The 15,719-nt window shown below is 63.2% G+C and carries 14 protein-coding genes; 7 read left to right on the top strand and 7 right to left on the bottom strand.

The features are described 5' to 3' along the window. Positions 1-42: 42 nt before the first annotated feature. Positions 43-1,797: an adenylate/guanylate cyclase domain-containing protein gene (locus MKZ91_RS02560; protein WP_336167638.1), complete on the top strand. Its 1,755-nt coding sequence runs from the start codon at positions 43-45 to the stop codon at positions 1,795-1,797. 6 nt (positions 1,798-1,803) lie between these two features. Next, the gene (locus MKZ91_RS02555; protein ID WP_336167636.1) at positions 1,804-3,975 is read left to right on the top strand and encodes a CHASE2 domain-containing protein; all 2,172 of its coding nucleotides are present in this window, start codon (positions 1,804-1,806) and stop codon (positions 3,973-3,975) included. 205 nt (positions 3,976-4,180) lie between these two features. Here MKZ91_RS02555 and MKZ91_RS02550 read toward each other — a convergent pair whose 3' ends face one another. The 4 genes from MKZ91_RS02550 to MKZ91_RS02535 form a co-directional block, all read right to left on the bottom strand. Beyond that, positions 4,181-5,209, bottom strand: coding sequence for a FecR family protein (locus tag MKZ91_RS02550; RefSeq protein ID WP_336167634.1), 1,029 nt, complete (start codon positions 5,207-5,209; stop codon positions 4,181-4,183). A 260-nt stretch (positions 5,210-5,469) separates the two neighbouring features. Continuing rightward, the gene (locus MKZ91_RS02545) at positions 5,470-5,673 is read right to left on the bottom strand and encodes a hypothetical protein (protein ID WP_336167632.1); all 204 of its coding nucleotides are present in this window, start codon (positions 5,671-5,673) and stop codon (positions 5,470-5,472) included. A 30-nt stretch (positions 5,674-5,703) separates the two neighbouring features. Continuing rightward, positions 5,704-5,832, bottom strand: coding sequence for a hypothetical protein (locus MKZ91_RS02540; protein ID WP_336167630.1), 129 nt, complete (start codon positions 5,830-5,832; stop codon positions 5,704-5,706). 155 nt (positions 5,833-5,987) lie between these two features. Continuing rightward, a complete protein-coding gene (locus tag MKZ91_RS02535; RefSeq protein WP_336167628.1) occupies positions 5,988-6,326 on the bottom strand; it encodes a hypothetical protein in 339 nt (112 codons plus the stop codon). Between the two features lie 133 nt (positions 6,327-6,459). Here MKZ91_RS02535 and uvrB point away from each other — a divergent pair, with 133 nt between their 5' ends. The 4 genes from uvrB (at position 6,460) to tyrS (ending at position 11,848) form a co-directional block, all read left to right on the top strand. Beyond that, complete coding sequence (uvrB, locus tag MKZ91_RS02530; protein WP_336167626.1) at positions 6,460-9,480, top strand: excinuclease ABC subunit UvrB; 3,021 nt, start codon at positions 6,460-6,462, stop codon at positions 9,478-9,480. Between the two features lie 131 nt (positions 9,481-9,611). Then, entirely contained in the window at positions 9,612-10,754 is a 1,143-nt protein-coding gene (locus MKZ91_RS02525) for a TIR domain-containing protein (protein WP_336167624.1), read from the top strand. Between the two features lie 240 nt (positions 10,755-10,994). Beyond that, positions 10,995-11,363: a hypothetical protein gene (locus MKZ91_RS02520; protein WP_336167622.1), complete on the top strand. Its 369-nt coding sequence runs from the start codon at positions 10,995-10,997 to the stop codon at positions 11,361-11,363. A 29-nt stretch (positions 11,364-11,392) separates the two neighbouring features. Continuing rightward, positions 11,393-11,848: a tyrosine--tRNA ligase gene (tyrS, locus tag MKZ91_RS02515; RefSeq protein ID WP_336167620.1), complete on the top strand. Its 456-nt coding sequence runs from the start codon at positions 11,393-11,395 to the stop codon at positions 11,846-11,848. On the opposite strand, the gene MKZ91_RS02510 is transcribed toward tyrS, so the two are convergent. Further along, the gene (locus MKZ91_RS02510) at positions 11,775-12,509 is read right to left on the bottom strand and encodes an LssY C-terminal domain-containing protein (RefSeq protein ID WP_336167617.1); all 735 of its coding nucleotides are present in this window, start codon (positions 12,507-12,509) and stop codon (positions 11,775-11,777) included. The genes tyrS and MKZ91_RS02510 overlap by 74 nt on opposite strands. A gap of 250 nt (positions 12,510-12,759) precedes the next feature. Further along, positions 12,760-13,347, bottom strand: a complete 588-nt coding sequence (locus MKZ91_RS02505; RefSeq protein ID WP_336167615.1) for a J domain-containing protein — start codon at positions 13,345-13,347, stop codon at positions 12,760-12,762. A gap of 658 nt (positions 13,348-14,005) precedes the next feature. Between MKZ91_RS02505 and MKZ91_RS02500 the strand changes: the two genes are divergently transcribed. After that, positions 14,006-14,218 carry a cold-shock protein gene (locus tag MKZ91_RS02500; protein ID WP_065774817.1) on the top strand — a complete coding sequence of 71 codons (213 nt, stop codon included), beginning with the start codon at positions 14,006-14,008 and terminating at the stop codon, positions 14,216-14,218. Positions 14,219-14,552: 334 nt separating this feature from the next. On the opposite strand, the gene dusA is transcribed toward MKZ91_RS02500, so the two are convergent. Then, positions 14,553-15,650 carry a tRNA dihydrouridine(20/20a) synthase DusA gene (dusA, locus tag MKZ91_RS02495; RefSeq protein ID WP_336167613.1) on the bottom strand — a complete coding sequence of 366 codons (1,098 nt, stop codon included), beginning with the start codon at positions 15,648-15,650 and terminating at the stop codon, positions 14,553-14,555. Positions 15,651-15,719: the final 69 nt, after the last annotated feature.

Raw genomic sequence — 15,719 nt, 5'->3', positions numbered from 1 at the left:
CAAATTCCTTCTGACCAGTTGCCGCGGGAGGGGCTCGCCTTCTTGGAACGGAAGCTCGCCGTGATCCTTGCTGCCGATGTCGCTGGCTACAGTCGCCTTGTCGCGGCTGACGAGGAAGGCACGCTTGCAACCCTTGGCACCTATTGCGCGACAATCGCCGCGCTTATTGCCGAACATGGCGGCCGCATCTTCGGCGCGGCGGGAGACAGCCTGGTCGCCGAATTCCAGAGCGCGGTGCAGGCCGTTCGCGCCGCTGTCGCCATCCAACGCATGCTGAAGCGAAGAAACGCGGATCTCGCGCCCGAGCGGCGGATGGAGTTCCGCATAGGCCTCAATCTCGGCGACGTCGTCATCGATGGCAGCAACCTGCTTGGCGACGGCGTGAACGTGGCCGCGCGCCTGCAACAGGCCGCGCAACCGACAGACATCTGCATCTCCGGCGCCCTGCACGACCAGATCGAGGGTAAGCTCGAGTTTCCAACGCAACGGCTCGGCGAGCGCACGCTGAAGAACCTGCCCCGCCCTGTCCCCGTCCACCGCGTCGACTGGCGCGAGGACCCGATGGAGCAGGAACTTCCCGGCACGCCGCTTGCCTTGCCGGACAAGCCGTCGATTGCCGTCCTGCCCTTCGTCAACATGTCCGGTGATCCCGAGCAGGATTTCTTCGCCGACGGGCTGACCGAGGACATCATCACTGCGCTGTCGCTCTACCGCTGGTTCTTCGTCATCGCCCGCAATTCCTCGTTCGTCTACAAGGGCCGTGCCGTCGACGTCAAGCAGGTCGGCCGGGATCTCGGCGTGCGCTACATCGTCGAGGGCAGCGTGCGCAGGTCCGGCTCGCGCGTGCGCGTGACCGGGCAGCTGATCGAGGCGGAAACCGGCATTCATCTCTGGGCACAGCGCTATGACCGGGAACTCGCCGACATCTTCGCCATCCAGGACGAACTCGCCCAGCACGTGGTCGCCGCGATCGAGCCGGAGATCCTCATCGGCGAGAACCGGCGCGCGCTGTTGCGCGGCACCAACAACCTCGACGCCTATGAATGCCACATGCGCGGTACGCTCCTGCACAATGCGCAGGACTCGGCGGCCCATTTTGCCGAAGCGATCGAGTGGCAGCGCCGCGCGATCGCCCTCGACCCGGGCTTCGGTCGCGCCCATATGATGTTGGCCCGCTCGCTCTACGCCCGCTGCTTCTTCGGCTTCAGCGACGATATCGACCGCGACAGCACCGAGTTGCAGGCCGAGGCCGCGCGGGGGGTGGTCATCGAGGATCACGACCCCTACTGTCATTATGTCATGTGCCTCGCCAATTTTGCCGCCCAGCGACCGCACGCGGCGGTCTCTGAGGCGCAACGCGCTGTCGATCTCAACCCCAACTTTGCCCTCGCCCATATGGTGCTCGGCTGGGCCCGGATCTTCATCGGTCGTTTTGCCGAGGCGCTGGATCCGCTGCACACGGCGCTGCGGCTCAGCCCGCACGATCCCTTGACCTACCTGTTCCTCAACCGCATCGCGCTCGCCCATTACCACCTCGGCAATTACGAGGAGGCGCTGCGTCACACCGAGCGCGCGCTGCTGTTGCGCCGGACCTACTTCAACCTGGTCATGCTGCTTGCCTGCCTTGGCCAGCTCGGCCGCACCGACGAAGCCCGCAAGGTCGTGGACGAGGCGGTGGCCAATGCCCCCACCGACGTGCCGCGCTACTGGCGCATCCTCACCGCCTATGTCGATCCGAAGGACCAGGCACATTTCAATGACGGGCTCGTCAAGGCGGGCCTGCCCATCGTCCCGTAGGCCACCATGACACGAGCCCAACTGTTCGGCGTACTCATCGGCCTGGCGGTGGTGGCATTCTTCACCTTTCTGCGCGCCAATGATCCGCAGCTGCTCAGGCAGGCACGCGACGTCACCTTCGACGAATACCAGCGGATCGCGCCACGCAGCTTCGAGCCGATGCCGGTGCGGGTCGTCGATATCGACGAGGCATCCTTGCGCGAACTCGGCCAATGGCCGTGGCCGCGCGACCGGCTGGCGAAACTGACCGACCGGCTGAGCGAAATGGGCGCGGCGGCGATCGCCTTCGATGTGCTCTTCGCCGAACCCGACCGGCTGTCGCCCCGCCGTGTCGTGCGCGACGTCGGCGGCGTCGATCCGTCCTTCATCGCCGCCCTGCCGGACAATGACGAGATCTTTGCCGGCGCCATGCTCGACAAGCCCGTGGTGCTCGGTTTCGGCCTGACCAACGAGGGCAGCTATCTGCCGCCGGTCAAGGCAGGCTTCGCGCTGACAGGCGAAAGCGCCGCCGAGGCGCCGCCGAGGCTTCGGGCGGCGACGCCCTTGCGACCCCAGCTCGAGGCCAATGCCGCCGGTCTTGGCCATATCAGCCTCAATCCCGGCTCGTCTTCGGCCGTCGTGCGGGCCGCCCCCCTGTTCCTGAGCGACGGGCAGCAGTTCTACCCGAGCCTGGCCTTGGAAGCGCTGCGCGTGGCGCAAGGCGCGTCGACCTACGTGCTCGCCGCTGCACCGCAGGTCGCCAACACCCTGACTGCCGTCAAGATCGGCGATTTCGTCGTGCCGCTGACGGCGACCGGCGAGCTCTGGCTCTATGTCACGCCGGATACCACCGAGCGCTACGTCTCCGCCCGGCGGATCCTTGCCGACGGCGAGCCGTCGCCGGATGTGCGCTCCGGCATCGAAGGCAGCATCGTCTTCATCGGCACCTCGGCGGCCGGGCTGCAGGATGTGCGCACCACGGCGCTCGGCCAGAACGTGCCGGGCGTCTCGATCCATGCGCAGATCGTCGAACAGATCCTTTCGGGACGGTACCTCTCGCGCCCGGACTGGGCCGATGGCCTGGAAATCCTGTCGATCGCGCTGGCCGGCAGCCTGCTGGTGCTTTTGACGACCTTCGTCAGCCCGGTCGTGGCGCTCGTCTGCGGCCTGGCGGTCACCGCCCTGGCGCTCGTCGCCTCCTGGCTTGCCTTCTTCTACGGCGGCCTGCTGTTCGATCCGCTGGCGCCGATCATGGCGGCGTCGATCACCCATTTCGCCGCCACTGCCTATCGCTTCCTCGTCACCGATCGCGAGCGGCGCGAAGTACGCCAGGCCTTCGGGCGTTATCTTTCACCGTCCCTGCTCTACCGCATCGAGCACACGCGCAATGCGCTGAGCCTTGGCGGCGACGACCGTGAACTGACGGTCATGTTCGTCGATGTGCGCAATTTCACCGAAATGAGCGAGCGCATGACGCCGACCGAGGTCGTCGCCTTTCTCAACACGCTGCTCGACGCGCTGAGCCGGCACGTGCTTGCCAACGAAGGCACGCTCGACAAGTTCATCGGCGACTCCATCATGGCCTTCTGGAACGCGCCGGTTGACGTGGCCGACCATCCACGCAAGGCCATGCGCGCCGCACTCGGCATGCGCGAAACCATGGTCCGGCTCAATGCCGATGATGCCTTCGGCTTTGGCCTTGAACAGGAAGTGCGGATCGGCATCGGCATCCATACGGGGCTTGCCTGCGTCGGCAACATGGGTGCTGAAACCCGGTTCAACTACTCGGCGGTCGGCGACACCGTCAACATCGCCGCTCGCATCGAGGCCGCCTGCAAGGACATCAACTTCGACGTGCTCATCTCGGAAGCGACGGCGCAGGCGTTGCCGGACTGCGCGCTGCTGGATGCAGGCAGCCTCAGCCTCAAGGGCAAGACCACACGAACGCGGCTCTTTGCGCTTGCCGGCGATGAAACTTTCGCCGCCCAACCGACCTTCCGCGAATTGCATGGCCTGCACGAAAGGCTCGTGGAGGTTCTGCGGACGCGAGCCACGTCGAGCCGCAGCACCATCAATGCGGCCAAGCTGAAGGCCGCAGCGCTGACACCGGGACTGGTCGGCTTCTATGCACGCATCTCGCGCCGGTCGGAGCATTTTGCCGAAGCGCCGATCGAAAGCACCAGGCGACCCGCGGAATGACACGGCCGGCCGCCGCAACATGCGATGCTTGAGGCACGGCCACACCTGAGCCGGACGGGCGACGCCATCACCGATTTCTGGATTTTGCCTGATGATTTCCGGGACGAGCCGTGACCGCACGCACCCAACTTGACGACAGCGCCAGCTTCCACCGCGCGGTCGGCGCGTGACAGCGCCACGTCACCGTTCGAATTGAGGTCACGCCTTAGTTTTGGCTCTGGCTCTGACTTTGGCTCTGCTCCTGGCGCTGCGAGCCACCGCCGGATTGTTCCTGCCGTTGCTGCTGTTCCTGTTCCTGGCGCTGCTGCCCCTGTCCCTGGCCTTGCTCCTGTTCCTGCCGCTGGCCCTGTTCCTGTCGCTGGCTGCCCTGGCCCTGCTCCTGTCGCTGGCGCTGTTCCTGGCTCTGCCGTTGGCTCTGGCCGGTCTGTTCCTGCCGCTGCCGCTGCTCCTGGCGCTGCGTGGCCGGCCGTCGCGGCGTTTCCTGAAGCGGCTCTTCCTGTTCGATGACGGGGGGCGGTTGCACCTTCTTCGGCAGGCGCTCGATGTCTTCTTGGATCGCTGCCGCGATGCTGCAACCTCCCCCCGCCCAGCCCAGCGCTCCGGACAGTCGTTGCCCACCGGAGAGGAAAGGCAGAGCCTGTGCATTGCCGAGGGATCTCAGGGTATTGCGGCTGACGCGCGAGGGGTCGCTGATGCCCCCGCCCGGCCTAGCGACGACGCAGTCGCACCGTTGTGTCAGTTCCCGGCAGCCGCCGGCGCCGCAGAACCTGGCGGCACCGCTCAGGAGAACGACCGCGGTGGTGCCGTCACGCCCGACATAGAAGTCGAAGGCGGTGCCGCGCACGCCGATCGTTCCGGCCGGGGTGACGATCTGGTAGGCGGAACTGCCGGATTTGCCGCTGATCCAGCGGAACGTGCCTTTGGCGGCCATGATAGTCAGTTTTTTCACCGACTTCCGGTTGTCATAGACGAACCGATCGATGACCACCGACGAACCCCAGCCAACGGCCAGCTTGGTGCCATCCTGGAAGACGAACTGGCCGAGCCCGGATTTCGATGTCGAGATCCGTTCGTCCATGTAGACCGGGTCCTTGACCGCGATCGGGCCACGAGCGCCGCTGACCGCCGTCCGGATCTGCACCGCCTGGCCGACAGGCTCGGCTGCAAGGACCGGAATAGGGCTGTAAAACACGGCACAAAGCGCGATGAGTGCGGCACCACGCAAGCAGGACATGGTACCCTCCAAAGCGCAATAGTTAACACGCAGCGAGGAATTTTGTCTTGTCGCCCAATCGGGTAAGCCCACGCCACCCCTACAATCGTAAGGGTTAGGCCGTGAGTGCCACAGTTGAGGTCTTCCACAAAGCTGATGACCATGGGCAACAGGCGGTTTCGCACGCTTTGCTGCGCGCTTGGTTGACCGATCGGCACGCAACGACGTGAAGGCCAGCCGGAAGATGGCCAGGCCCAACAGGCCGAGCCGATCGTCGAAGTTCAATGCTGCGCAGTACGATAGAAAACGAAACCGAAGATCGCCGGCAGCAGGACATCCTGTGTGCGTTCAAGTCTATGCCAGACCGTCTTGTCGACCTTGGACCAAGCCCAGACCATGCCCGCCACAGGCAGCAGCATCAAATGCCCGCCGGCGGGCACGGAAAAGCAACTCACCGCATAGGCACAGAGCAGGACGCCGGCCACCGATCCACCGCCGATCCAGAGCCGCCGCCATCACAACTGGCCGATGACGCTCCTGCGCACCGCGTTGTGTTCGGTGATCACCGCCCTGACTTTCGCGAGCGCCTCCGCGTTTGGCAGAACCTTCGACATTTCACCCTCTGGCGGCCCCGTCTGCGTCATCGCCGAGCTCCCATCCTTGCCCCTCATTCAACTCCCCCATGGCAACCCCGGAGCACCATTCAGAAAACCGCAGCCGTACCGCCCGTTCAAGCCAGCCATTCAGCCGAGCTCACGGTGCGCCGTCCGACATCATGTCTGCGAACCTCGGCCGACCTTCACGCAAAGGATGCGATGTAAACGCCGGCAAGAAACCCCACGGCCATGAACGACAAGCCGACCCAGGCGCGCCTGACCTTGAGCGGCGCAAGACCGGACAGGGTCAACACGGCCATCGATGCCAGTCCTGACCCGATATAGGCGGCCTTGCTCTCGTATCTCCAGAGGCCCGCCACCGGCCCCTCGCTGCCCCAGGGATAACAGTCGCTCCGGGAGCCGGGCTCACTGCAGGCGTAACCCCGATAAGCATCGAGAACATCGATGGCCAGCAGAACCACGAGCGCTACGATCACAAGCTGCGCGACCAGTTCAAATATCGTCGGGCGTCTGATCGTCATCATTGGGTCCTGTCAGATCGTGCAACTCTTACGCATCCCTCGAAAAACCACAACCATCCGGCCCTGTAAATGTTGCCTTTTTGTACTCCTCCGCCCCTTTCCTTTCCGCCGGACTCTCTCCATATTCCCCGCCATGACCAAAGCCCCGAAGACTGCTCCCCAGAAATCCTCTCCAACCGGTTTCGAAGAAGCGCCGCAGGCGCCGCTCTCAGGCACGCCGCTCGGTGGCAATGTCTCCGACTGGGTGAAGCAACTCGAGGCGGAAGCCGAGGCCTCCGCCTTCGAAACCCAGCGCCAGATCGCCTCCAAGGCCGGCAAGCACCGCAAGACGGTGGAGATCGCCGCCTCCAAGGCGGCGCGTGGCGCTGACAAATCGGCCGAAGGCCGCAAGCCCGAACGGGCGTCCGAGCTGACGCGAGGCCCCCGCGGAGCGAAGGCGCCGAGCGCCGACAGCGTGAGCGCAAGAACCTCGCGCGGTACCTCCATGGGCGGTTCGACCGACCCGAAGACCCGCGCCGCCGCCGGTCTCAATCCGGTTGCGGGCCTCGACGTGTCGCTGGAAGACGCCGACAAGCTGACCTCCAAATCGGGCGTCACCGCCACGGTGGAAGCACTGTCAGCGCTGATCGAAAGCGGCAATCCGCTGTTCAAGGACGGCAAGCTCTGGACGCCGCACCGACCCGCCCGGCCGCCGAAATCCGAAGGCGGCGTCGAGATCCGCATGGCGTCGGAGTACCAGCCGGCCGGCGACCAGCCGACGGCGATCGCCGATCTGGTCGAGGGCCTGAACTCCGGCGAACGCAGCCAGGTGCTGCTCGGCGTCACCGGTTCGGGCAAGACTTTCACGATGGCCAAGGTGATCGAGGCGACGCAACGCCCCGCCGTGATCCTGGCGCCCAACAAGACGCTCGCGGCCCAGCTCTATTCCGAGTTCAAGAACTTCTTCCCGGACAACGCGGTCGAGTACTTCGTCTCCTACTACGACTATTACCAGCCGGAAGCCTATGTGCCGCGCTCGGATACCTTCATCGAGAAGGAAAGCTCGATCAACGAGCAGATCGACCGCATGCGCCACTCGGCCACCCGCTCGCTGCTCGAGCGCGACGACTGCATCATCGTCGCCTCGGTTTCCTGCATCTACGGTATCGGCTCGGTCGAGACCTATACCGCCATGACCTTCCAGATGAGCGTCGGCGATCGGCTCGACCAGCGCCAGCTTCTCGCCGACCTCGTCGCGCAGCAGTACAAGCGCCGTGACATGGATTTCCAGCGGGGTTCGTTCCGGGTGCGGGGCGACACCATCGAAATCTTCCCGGCCCACCTGGAGGATGCCGCCTGGCGTATCTCCATGTTCGGCGACGAGATCGACGCCATCACCGAGTTCGACCCGCTCACCGGCCAGAAGACCGGCGACCTGAAGTCGGTCAAGATCTACGCCAACTCGCACTATGTCACCCCGCGCCCGACGCTGAACGGCGCCATCAAGGCGATCAAGGAAGAACTGACCCACCGCCTCGCCGAACTGGAAAAGGGCGGCCGCCTGCTCGAAGCCCAGCGGCTGGAGCAGCGCACCCGCTACGACATCGAGATGCTGGAGGCGACCGGCTCCTGCGCCGGCATCGAGAACTATTCGCGCTACCTCACCGGCCGCAATCCCGGCGAGCCGCCACCGACGCTGTTCGAATATATCCCCGACAACGCCCTGCTGTTCATCGACGAGAGCCACGTCTCCGTCAGCCAGATCGGCGGCATGTATCGCGGCGACTTCCGCCGCAAGGCGACGCTCGCCGAATACGGCTTCCGCCTGCCCTCCTGCATGGACAACCGCCCGCTGCGCTTCGAGGAGTGGGACGCGATGCGCCCGGACACGATCGCCGTTTCGGCGACGCCCGGTTCCTGGGAACTGGAACAGTCCGGCGGCGTCTTTGCCGAACAGGTCATCCGCCCGACCGGCCTGATCGACCCGCCGGTGGAAGTGCGCTCGGCGAAGACCCAGGTCGACGACGTCTTGGGCGAAATCCGCGAGACGGCCGAGGCCGGCTACCGCACGCTCGTCACCGTGCTCACCAAGCGCATGGCCGAGGACCTGACCGAATACCTGCACGAACAGGGCATTCGCGTCCGCTACATGCACTCCGACATCGACACGCTGGAGCGCATCGAGATCATCCGCGACCTGCGCCTCGGTGCCTTCGACGTGCTCGTCGGCATCAACCTTCTGCGTGAAGGTCTCGACATTCCCGAATGCGGCTTCGTCGCCATTCTCGACGCCGACAAGGAAGGTTTTCTCCGCTCCGAGACCTCGCTGGTCCAGACCATCGGCCGCGCGGCGCGTAACGTCGACGGCAAGGTCATCCTCTATGCCGACCAGATCACCGGCTCGATGCAGCGCGCCATGGACGAAACCAGCCGCCGCCGCGAAAAGCAGATGGCCTATAACGAGGCCAACGGCATCACGCCGGAATCGGTGAAGGCGAAGATCTCCGACATTCTCGACTCGGTCTACGAGAAGGACCACGTGCGCGCCGACATCTCCGGCGTCGCCGGCAAGGGCTTTGCCGACGGCGGCCACCTCGTCGGCAACAACCTGCAGGCCCACCTCAACGCGCTCGAAAAACAGATGCGCGACGCCGCCGCCGACCTCGACTTCGAAAAGGCCGCGCGCCTGCGCGACGAGATCAAACGCCTCAAGGCCGCCGAACTCGCGGCGATGGACGACCCGATGGCACGGGAAGAGGCGAAGTCGCTCGAGAGCCGCAAGGCCGCCTCATCCTCGGCGTCCCCATCCTCTCCGTCATCCTCGGCCCCGAGCCGAGGATCCAAGCCCACAGACGAGAAGTCCTTGTTCCAGAAGCCGTCGCTCGACGACATGGGCCCGGGCACCGACACGGAAACCCCACTGTTCCGAAAGCCCGACCTCGACGAAATGGGCCGCGACGTCGCCACCCCCGCCGGCGCGGACAAATCGCTGTTCCGCCGGAACACCCTGGACGAAATGACCGTCGGCCGGACCGAAAAGCCGGTGATCGGCCACGTCCCGGAAAAGCCGATCCTCACCCGGGCGAAGCCGGGTGTCGGGTCCTATGAGGATCCGGCGGACCAGAAGCGGCAGAAGGGCCGAACGAAGGGCAAGACGGGGCGGCCGGGGCGGTGATGCTACTATCAAACACCCTACCCAGCGCAGGGAAAGTCGCGCTAAAAAGCTCCACTCAGAACCCGCGCGCGCAGCGCCTCAAACCCAAACGCGACTGGGCTAATCGCCACTAAACTTGAAGGACGTACCCCTTGGAAGACACCTTTCAAATCTTCATTAGTTATGCGCGACCAGATCGTGAAACAGCGACGGAATTGTACGCCTGGCTCGAGCAGCAAGGCTTTAGTCCATGGATTGATTGCAAAAAAATCAAAGGCGGCCAGAATTGGGATTTCGAGATTAAGCGCGCACTCGATAAATCTAATATTGTTATCCTATTATGGTCAGAAAATTCTCAAGACCGCAGAGGATACATTCAGAGAGAACTTAAAATTTCCCTAGATAAAATTCAGGAAAAACTGATAGACGATATATTTATTATTCCAGTAATTCTCAGAGACAACATTCCGATCCCAGAACAACTCAAGAATATTCATTGCCTGTACGCCGAGCATCCTACTTTTAGACAAGACCTCGCAGATGCAGTCACGCATCAAATGGAAAGACTCGGCGGGGAGCGCAAGAAGATACAGAAAAACCTAGACGTTTACTGGCAACCCACCATCTTGAAAGAAGAATGGGATGGTATCCCTGGGTACGCCGTCGAGATCCAAGTTTTGGATTTTTCATCGGACACATACAAAAATGTGGGGCAAGTTTCGCAACTTGTTCGCGGTGACCTACTCGGAGCTCTTCTCGCATCTAGAGGAGCAAAACTAGAACAAGACAGCACGATGTACAACTATGCCCAAGACAGCTGGCAACGTACGAATACCTTCGATGCACACTGCGGAGATCCTATATTCTCTGGGAGAATCTTGACGCTAAACTATGCTGTTAGTGGATACGGCGCAGGGGCCGCGCATCCAGTGCACAGCCACCGAACATTCGCTTTTCTCCTAGATCCGCTGATCCATATCACCTCTCTTGAGTCCGTATTTTCTGACCCAAGTGACGCGTTTCTTGCAATTCAGAAAGAGGCGCGCAAACAGCTTCTATCCAACTCCGATTTAGAATTATCGGAGGATAGCGTATTTCCAGGAACAGAAAACTGGAATGACTTTCGGGCATTTGTATTCAATGAAGATGCATTAGATATATATTTCTCATCCTATCAAGTTGGCCCATATTCTATTGGAACTCCGCACGTATCGGTCCCCTATGGTTTGATCGCTAAAGATATGCGAGCTGAGTTTGCAACGGCTCTAAACATACCTTGGCACATGCGCAGCTAGGCCTAATCTATACAGGCCTATGATATGCCAATAGCAAATACCTTCTCCCTCCAGCCCCTTGCCGCCTCCCCCATTCCCCGCTACAACCACACGATGATCAACACCGCGCTCATCGCTGCCATCTATTATGCGACGTCTCCATAGGGAGCGGCGCGTTTCGATCATGCCTTGAAACAAGCCGCCGTCAGGCGGCTTTGTTTTGTTCAGTGCTCCCTGGCGGCAAAGCCATGGAGCGTACCGATGACAACTTCCGACAATCCCACCGATGCCTTCGAGCCGCGCTCCGCGATCACCCGGGCGTTGGTCGAGCGCGGTTATGTCAACCAGGTGACCGACCTTCAGGGCGTCGACGGTGCCCTTGCGGCCGGGATCGTTCCGGTTTATGCCGGCTTCGACGCGACGGCGGACAGTCTGCACGTCGGGCATCTCATGCCGATCATGGCGCCGCGGCGGATGCAGCAGGCAGGCCACAAGCCGATCGTGCTGATCGGCGGCGGCACCACCCGCATCGGCGATCCGAGCTTTCGTTCGGCGGCGCGACCGATGCTGTCCGAGGCGGAAATCGCGGCCAATGTCGCCGGCATCCGCAAGGTTTCGAGCGGCTGCTGACCTTCGGCGCCGGGCCGAGCGATGCGGTCATGGTCAACAATGCCGACTGGCTGGACAAGATGGCCTGGATCGACAGGCTCCGGGACGTCGGCAAACACTTTTCCGTCAGCCGGATGCTCTCCTTCGACAGCGTGAAGTCGCGGCTGGAGCAGCAGGAGAACCTGAGCTTCCTCGAGTTCAACTACATGATCCTGCAGGCTGTCGATTTCCTCGAACTGTTCCGCCGCACCGGCTGCCGGCTGCAGCTCGGCGGCGGCGACCAGTGGGGCAACATCGTCGGCGGCGTCGATCTCCTGCGGCGGATCGAAGGCGCGGAAGTCTTCGGCATGACAACACCGCTTTTGACCACCGCCTCGGGCGCCGTTGCCGCGGTCGCTGCACTCGAAGCCCCGCCATCAGAACCATTGTGTTTCATTTGGACGTCGCAACGCCGCCTTGTACACCTTCCGACTTCAGCACGCCCACAAGCACCTTGCCATCGGTGAAATAGGGATCGCCGCCGCCATTGCGGCCGGTCTTGGTCGCTCCGATCCCGGGCATGTCGTAGGTCGATGTCACCCGCCCCGCCTTCTCCAGGTCGCCGATCACCAGGTCGCGTTCGGCATCGAGATCCGGCCCGATATGGTGGGTGATCTGGCCGGTGTCATGGCTCAAGCCCACGCCGCGGTCGAAGCTCGCCGAACCGAGCCAGAGTGGGCCGTCGCCTTCGGCAGGCGTCGTCGTCTGCCAGAAGCGCACGTGGTTGCGCTGGTCGGCACTTCGGCCGACGGGCTTCTCGAAGGCGAGATCCTGGGTGCGCCCGTCGTAATAGAGCGGGCTGACCGGTGCATCGAGATCCGGACGGTCGAGCACGACGCTGAGGCCGATGTCGACCGACGAGCGCAGCGTCACCCGGTCCGCAGCGTCCCATCCGGCCGCGGCAAAGGCGCGGATCACCTGCTCCTTGCTGCCGACCAGCCCGACATTGATCGGATCGCCGGCAATGCCCTGCTCGGTCGATGTCACCATCGCATTGAGCGGGACCTTTCGCCGGTCATCGTGGAAGATCCAGAGCTCCGGCACCAGGAAGTAGCTGACCGCGAGATAGGCTGAAAGCACGATCGCCAGAAGAAGAAAGGCTGTGCGCATGTGTGTGCGACGGCTCATGCCACTCTCCCGTCCCGGTAGCGACCGGCCATTGTCCGGCGGACCGGCCATCTCAGGTTGACCGGCCATCTCTGCCAGACCGGCAAGCAGACTATGACACCGACCGGGCCGGCTGCACAGCGGCGCCGTGGCCGAAAGAAGGCGGCATATGCAGACGGAGGAAACGAACGCGCTCGGGGGTCCACGGCGCGACCTCCACCATCAGCCGCAAAGCCTGCAAAGAAGGGAGGCTACAGGGAAGGCGCGCGCCCTACTCGGCCGCATGCGCCTTCACCTCCAACGCCTCCAGCTCGTAGCTGTAACCTTCCAGCATTTCGTAGGCCTGCTCGATGGTCTTGATCTGCTCGTCGGCGGCCTTGATCGCCTCCGCGATCGAGCGCGAGCGAGCGCGCAGCATCGAGCCGAGCACATCGGTCTCCGGCCGGCGGCCGAGCCGGTCGAGATGCTTGCGCACGCGGGCGCGATGGCGCTCGAGCTCGAGGATATGGAAGCGGCTCTTGACGATGTCGTCCGAAAGCTTGCGGCGCATGGCGGCGACCGGATCGAAGCTGCCCGGCTCGCGCTCGTCGAGAATGAAATCGTTGACCAGCGCCTCCAGCATCATCAGACCCTTGAGGTCACGCGGTTCCGCGAGCTGCGGATCATAGCCGGTGTCGTCATAGACCTTGCGGCGCACCGGGTCCTTCAAGAGCTCATAGGCGGCCTGAAGCCGCGAAAACTGTTCGGGATCGCCGCCAGAATCCGGATGCGCCGATTTCGCCGCCTTGCGATAGGCGCTGCGGATCGCCTGATCGTCAGCGCCGCGTTCCAGTCCAAGCAGTTCGTAAGGGTCGATCACGCTGTCCCTCTCCGTATGTCACTTCCACCGCCCGGAAAACCCGGCCGGCGCATTCTCCTTGCGGGGCGCAGCCCCGGCGTCAGCACGCCTAAGCCATCGGCCACCAGGACGGAACCAACCTTCGGTAAAACCTGCGCGTTATCCTGGGGATGCGCAAGCTTTATCCCCGGATGTCCGCAGGCCCTATCCCCGAGACGTGCAGAGCTCGGCCCCACACCCTGAGCCCGCCGTCGGACCGGCTTGGGCCGAATGGTCAAGCGCCCGTCGGCGGCGCGCACGTTCGGTCGCCGTCGGGACGAAATTGTGTCGAGAACCGGACCATCCCCGATTTTTCTCACCGGCGGCAATTGATGCGGCGCGAGCGAGCCAAAGCCTTGAAATGGCCGATGCCCGGCACCTTGACGCTACGCACAAGCCCCTTGCCTTTTTTCGCAAATCCTGTCACTCCTTGCGCCGTTCGGGCGATTTCTATCCCGGAGACTGGACTTGCAACTGCGCCTGGCCTCGTGCCGGGACTGCCGGCAGCGGCACCGTAGACGTCTTTTCCCCGATATCGTGACCACTCGACGCCTTTCCGCTTGCAAGCGGAAGACGAGATGCCCACATCCCCCAGGGGGCGCGGGCAACGCAAATTGACTGAAGGAAAAGGACTTCTTCCATGGCCACCAAGGGCACCGTAAAATTCTTCAACCAGGACAAGGGCTTCGGCTTCATCACGCCGGATGGCGGCGCGAAGGACGTGTTCGTACACATCTCCGCCGTTCAGGCCGCTGGCCTCGCAACGCTCAAGGATGGCCAGCAGGTCACCTTCGACACCGAGCCGGATCGCATGGGCAAGGGCCCGAAGGCCGTCAACATCCAGGCTGCCTAAGCCGGATCGTCCAGTCGGACATCCATTTGGAAACGGCGCTCCGCAAGGGGCGCCGTTTTCGTTTGTGCGAAGATCTGAGAATGTCGCGACGGCTCCACACTCTCCGTCATGCTCGGGCTTGACCCGAGCATCCAGAACCGGCTTCAACCCCGGACGATCGTGACCTTCAATCGCCTACAGCTTTGAAGTCCGCATGTTTCCTTAAATCGAATAGGATTTGAGGAAACATGCCGTGACGAATGGATCCTCGGGTCAAGCCCGAGGATGACGAGTGGAGAGGTCTACGCCACACCCCGAGGGCGTCCCGCTTCACCACGGTAACCCGGCCTCGCACTCACTCCGCCGCCTGCTTCGCCGCCATTGCCTCAAACACCGCATCGAAGGCCGCATGGATCACCTCCGGCCCCGCGCCCTGACGGGTCGCATCGGACGACAGGATCTGGCGATAGCGCCGCGCACCAGCCCAGCCCTGGAACAGTCCGACCATGTGCCGGGTCACATGGATCAGCCGACCGCCATTGGTGATATGGCCGGCGGCATAATCCGCCATCACATCACGAACATCCGCCCAGAAGTCGAGATCGAGACGGTGGCCGCGCTCGGTGAAGACGCCGGCTTCCTGCGCCACCGGGGCCGCACCCGTCAGCGGATGCGGGAAATGACCGTCGGCTGCCGTCAGCATGGCGCTGTCGTGATAGGCGGCACGGCCGAGCATGACGCCGTCGAGATGCTGCACTTGCTCCAGCGCCTGGCTCAATGTCTGAAGACCGCCGTTGATGCCGATGAAAAGATTCGGGTTTTCCTGCTTCAGCCGATAGACGAGACCATAGTCGAGCGGCGGGATCTCGCGGTTTTCCCTGGGGCTCAGGCCTTGCAGCCAGGCCTTGCGCGCATGCACCCAGACGGCATCCGTACCGGCCTCGACCACCTGCGCGACCAGCGTGCGCAGCGCCACTTCCGGGTCCTGGTCATCGACGCCGATGCGGCACTTCACGGTTACCGGGATCCTCACCGCCGCCTTCATCGCCGCAACGCAGGCCGCCACCGTCTCCGGTTCCTGCATCAGGCAGGCGCCGAAAGTACCGGATTGCACCCGGTCCGACGGGCAGCCGACATTCATGTTGATCTCGTCATAGCCGAACTCTTCGGCAATCCTGGCCGCTTCCGCCATCTTTACCGGATCGTTGCCGCCGAGCTGGAGCGCAACCGGATGCTCCGAAGCGTCAAAGCCGAGCAGCCTCTGCCGATCGCCCCTGAGGATCGCCTCGGCGACGATCATCTCGGTATAGAGCAAGGCGTGCTGCGACAGCTTGCGGGCGAAGAACCGGTAGTGACGGTCGGTCCAGTCGATCATCGGCGCCACGGCAAAAACCGGTGCGTTGAAATAGGACCTGGTTCCCGGACTTGCGGGATTTGCGCGGCTTTCTGCCATGCTCAATCAACTCTCGCTATTCTGGCTTTGCACGCCGGCGCTTCACTTTAGCGCTCTCGGCGGGTCACT

It is taken from the genome of Ensifer sp. MJa1 (genome assembly GCF_037026475.1).
GTDB lineage: Bacteria > Pseudomonadota > Alphaproteobacteria > Rhizobiales > Rhizobiaceae > Ensifer.
Note: the sequence above shows the minus strand (reverse complement) of the source record. Positions and strands in the feature narration are given on the sequence as shown.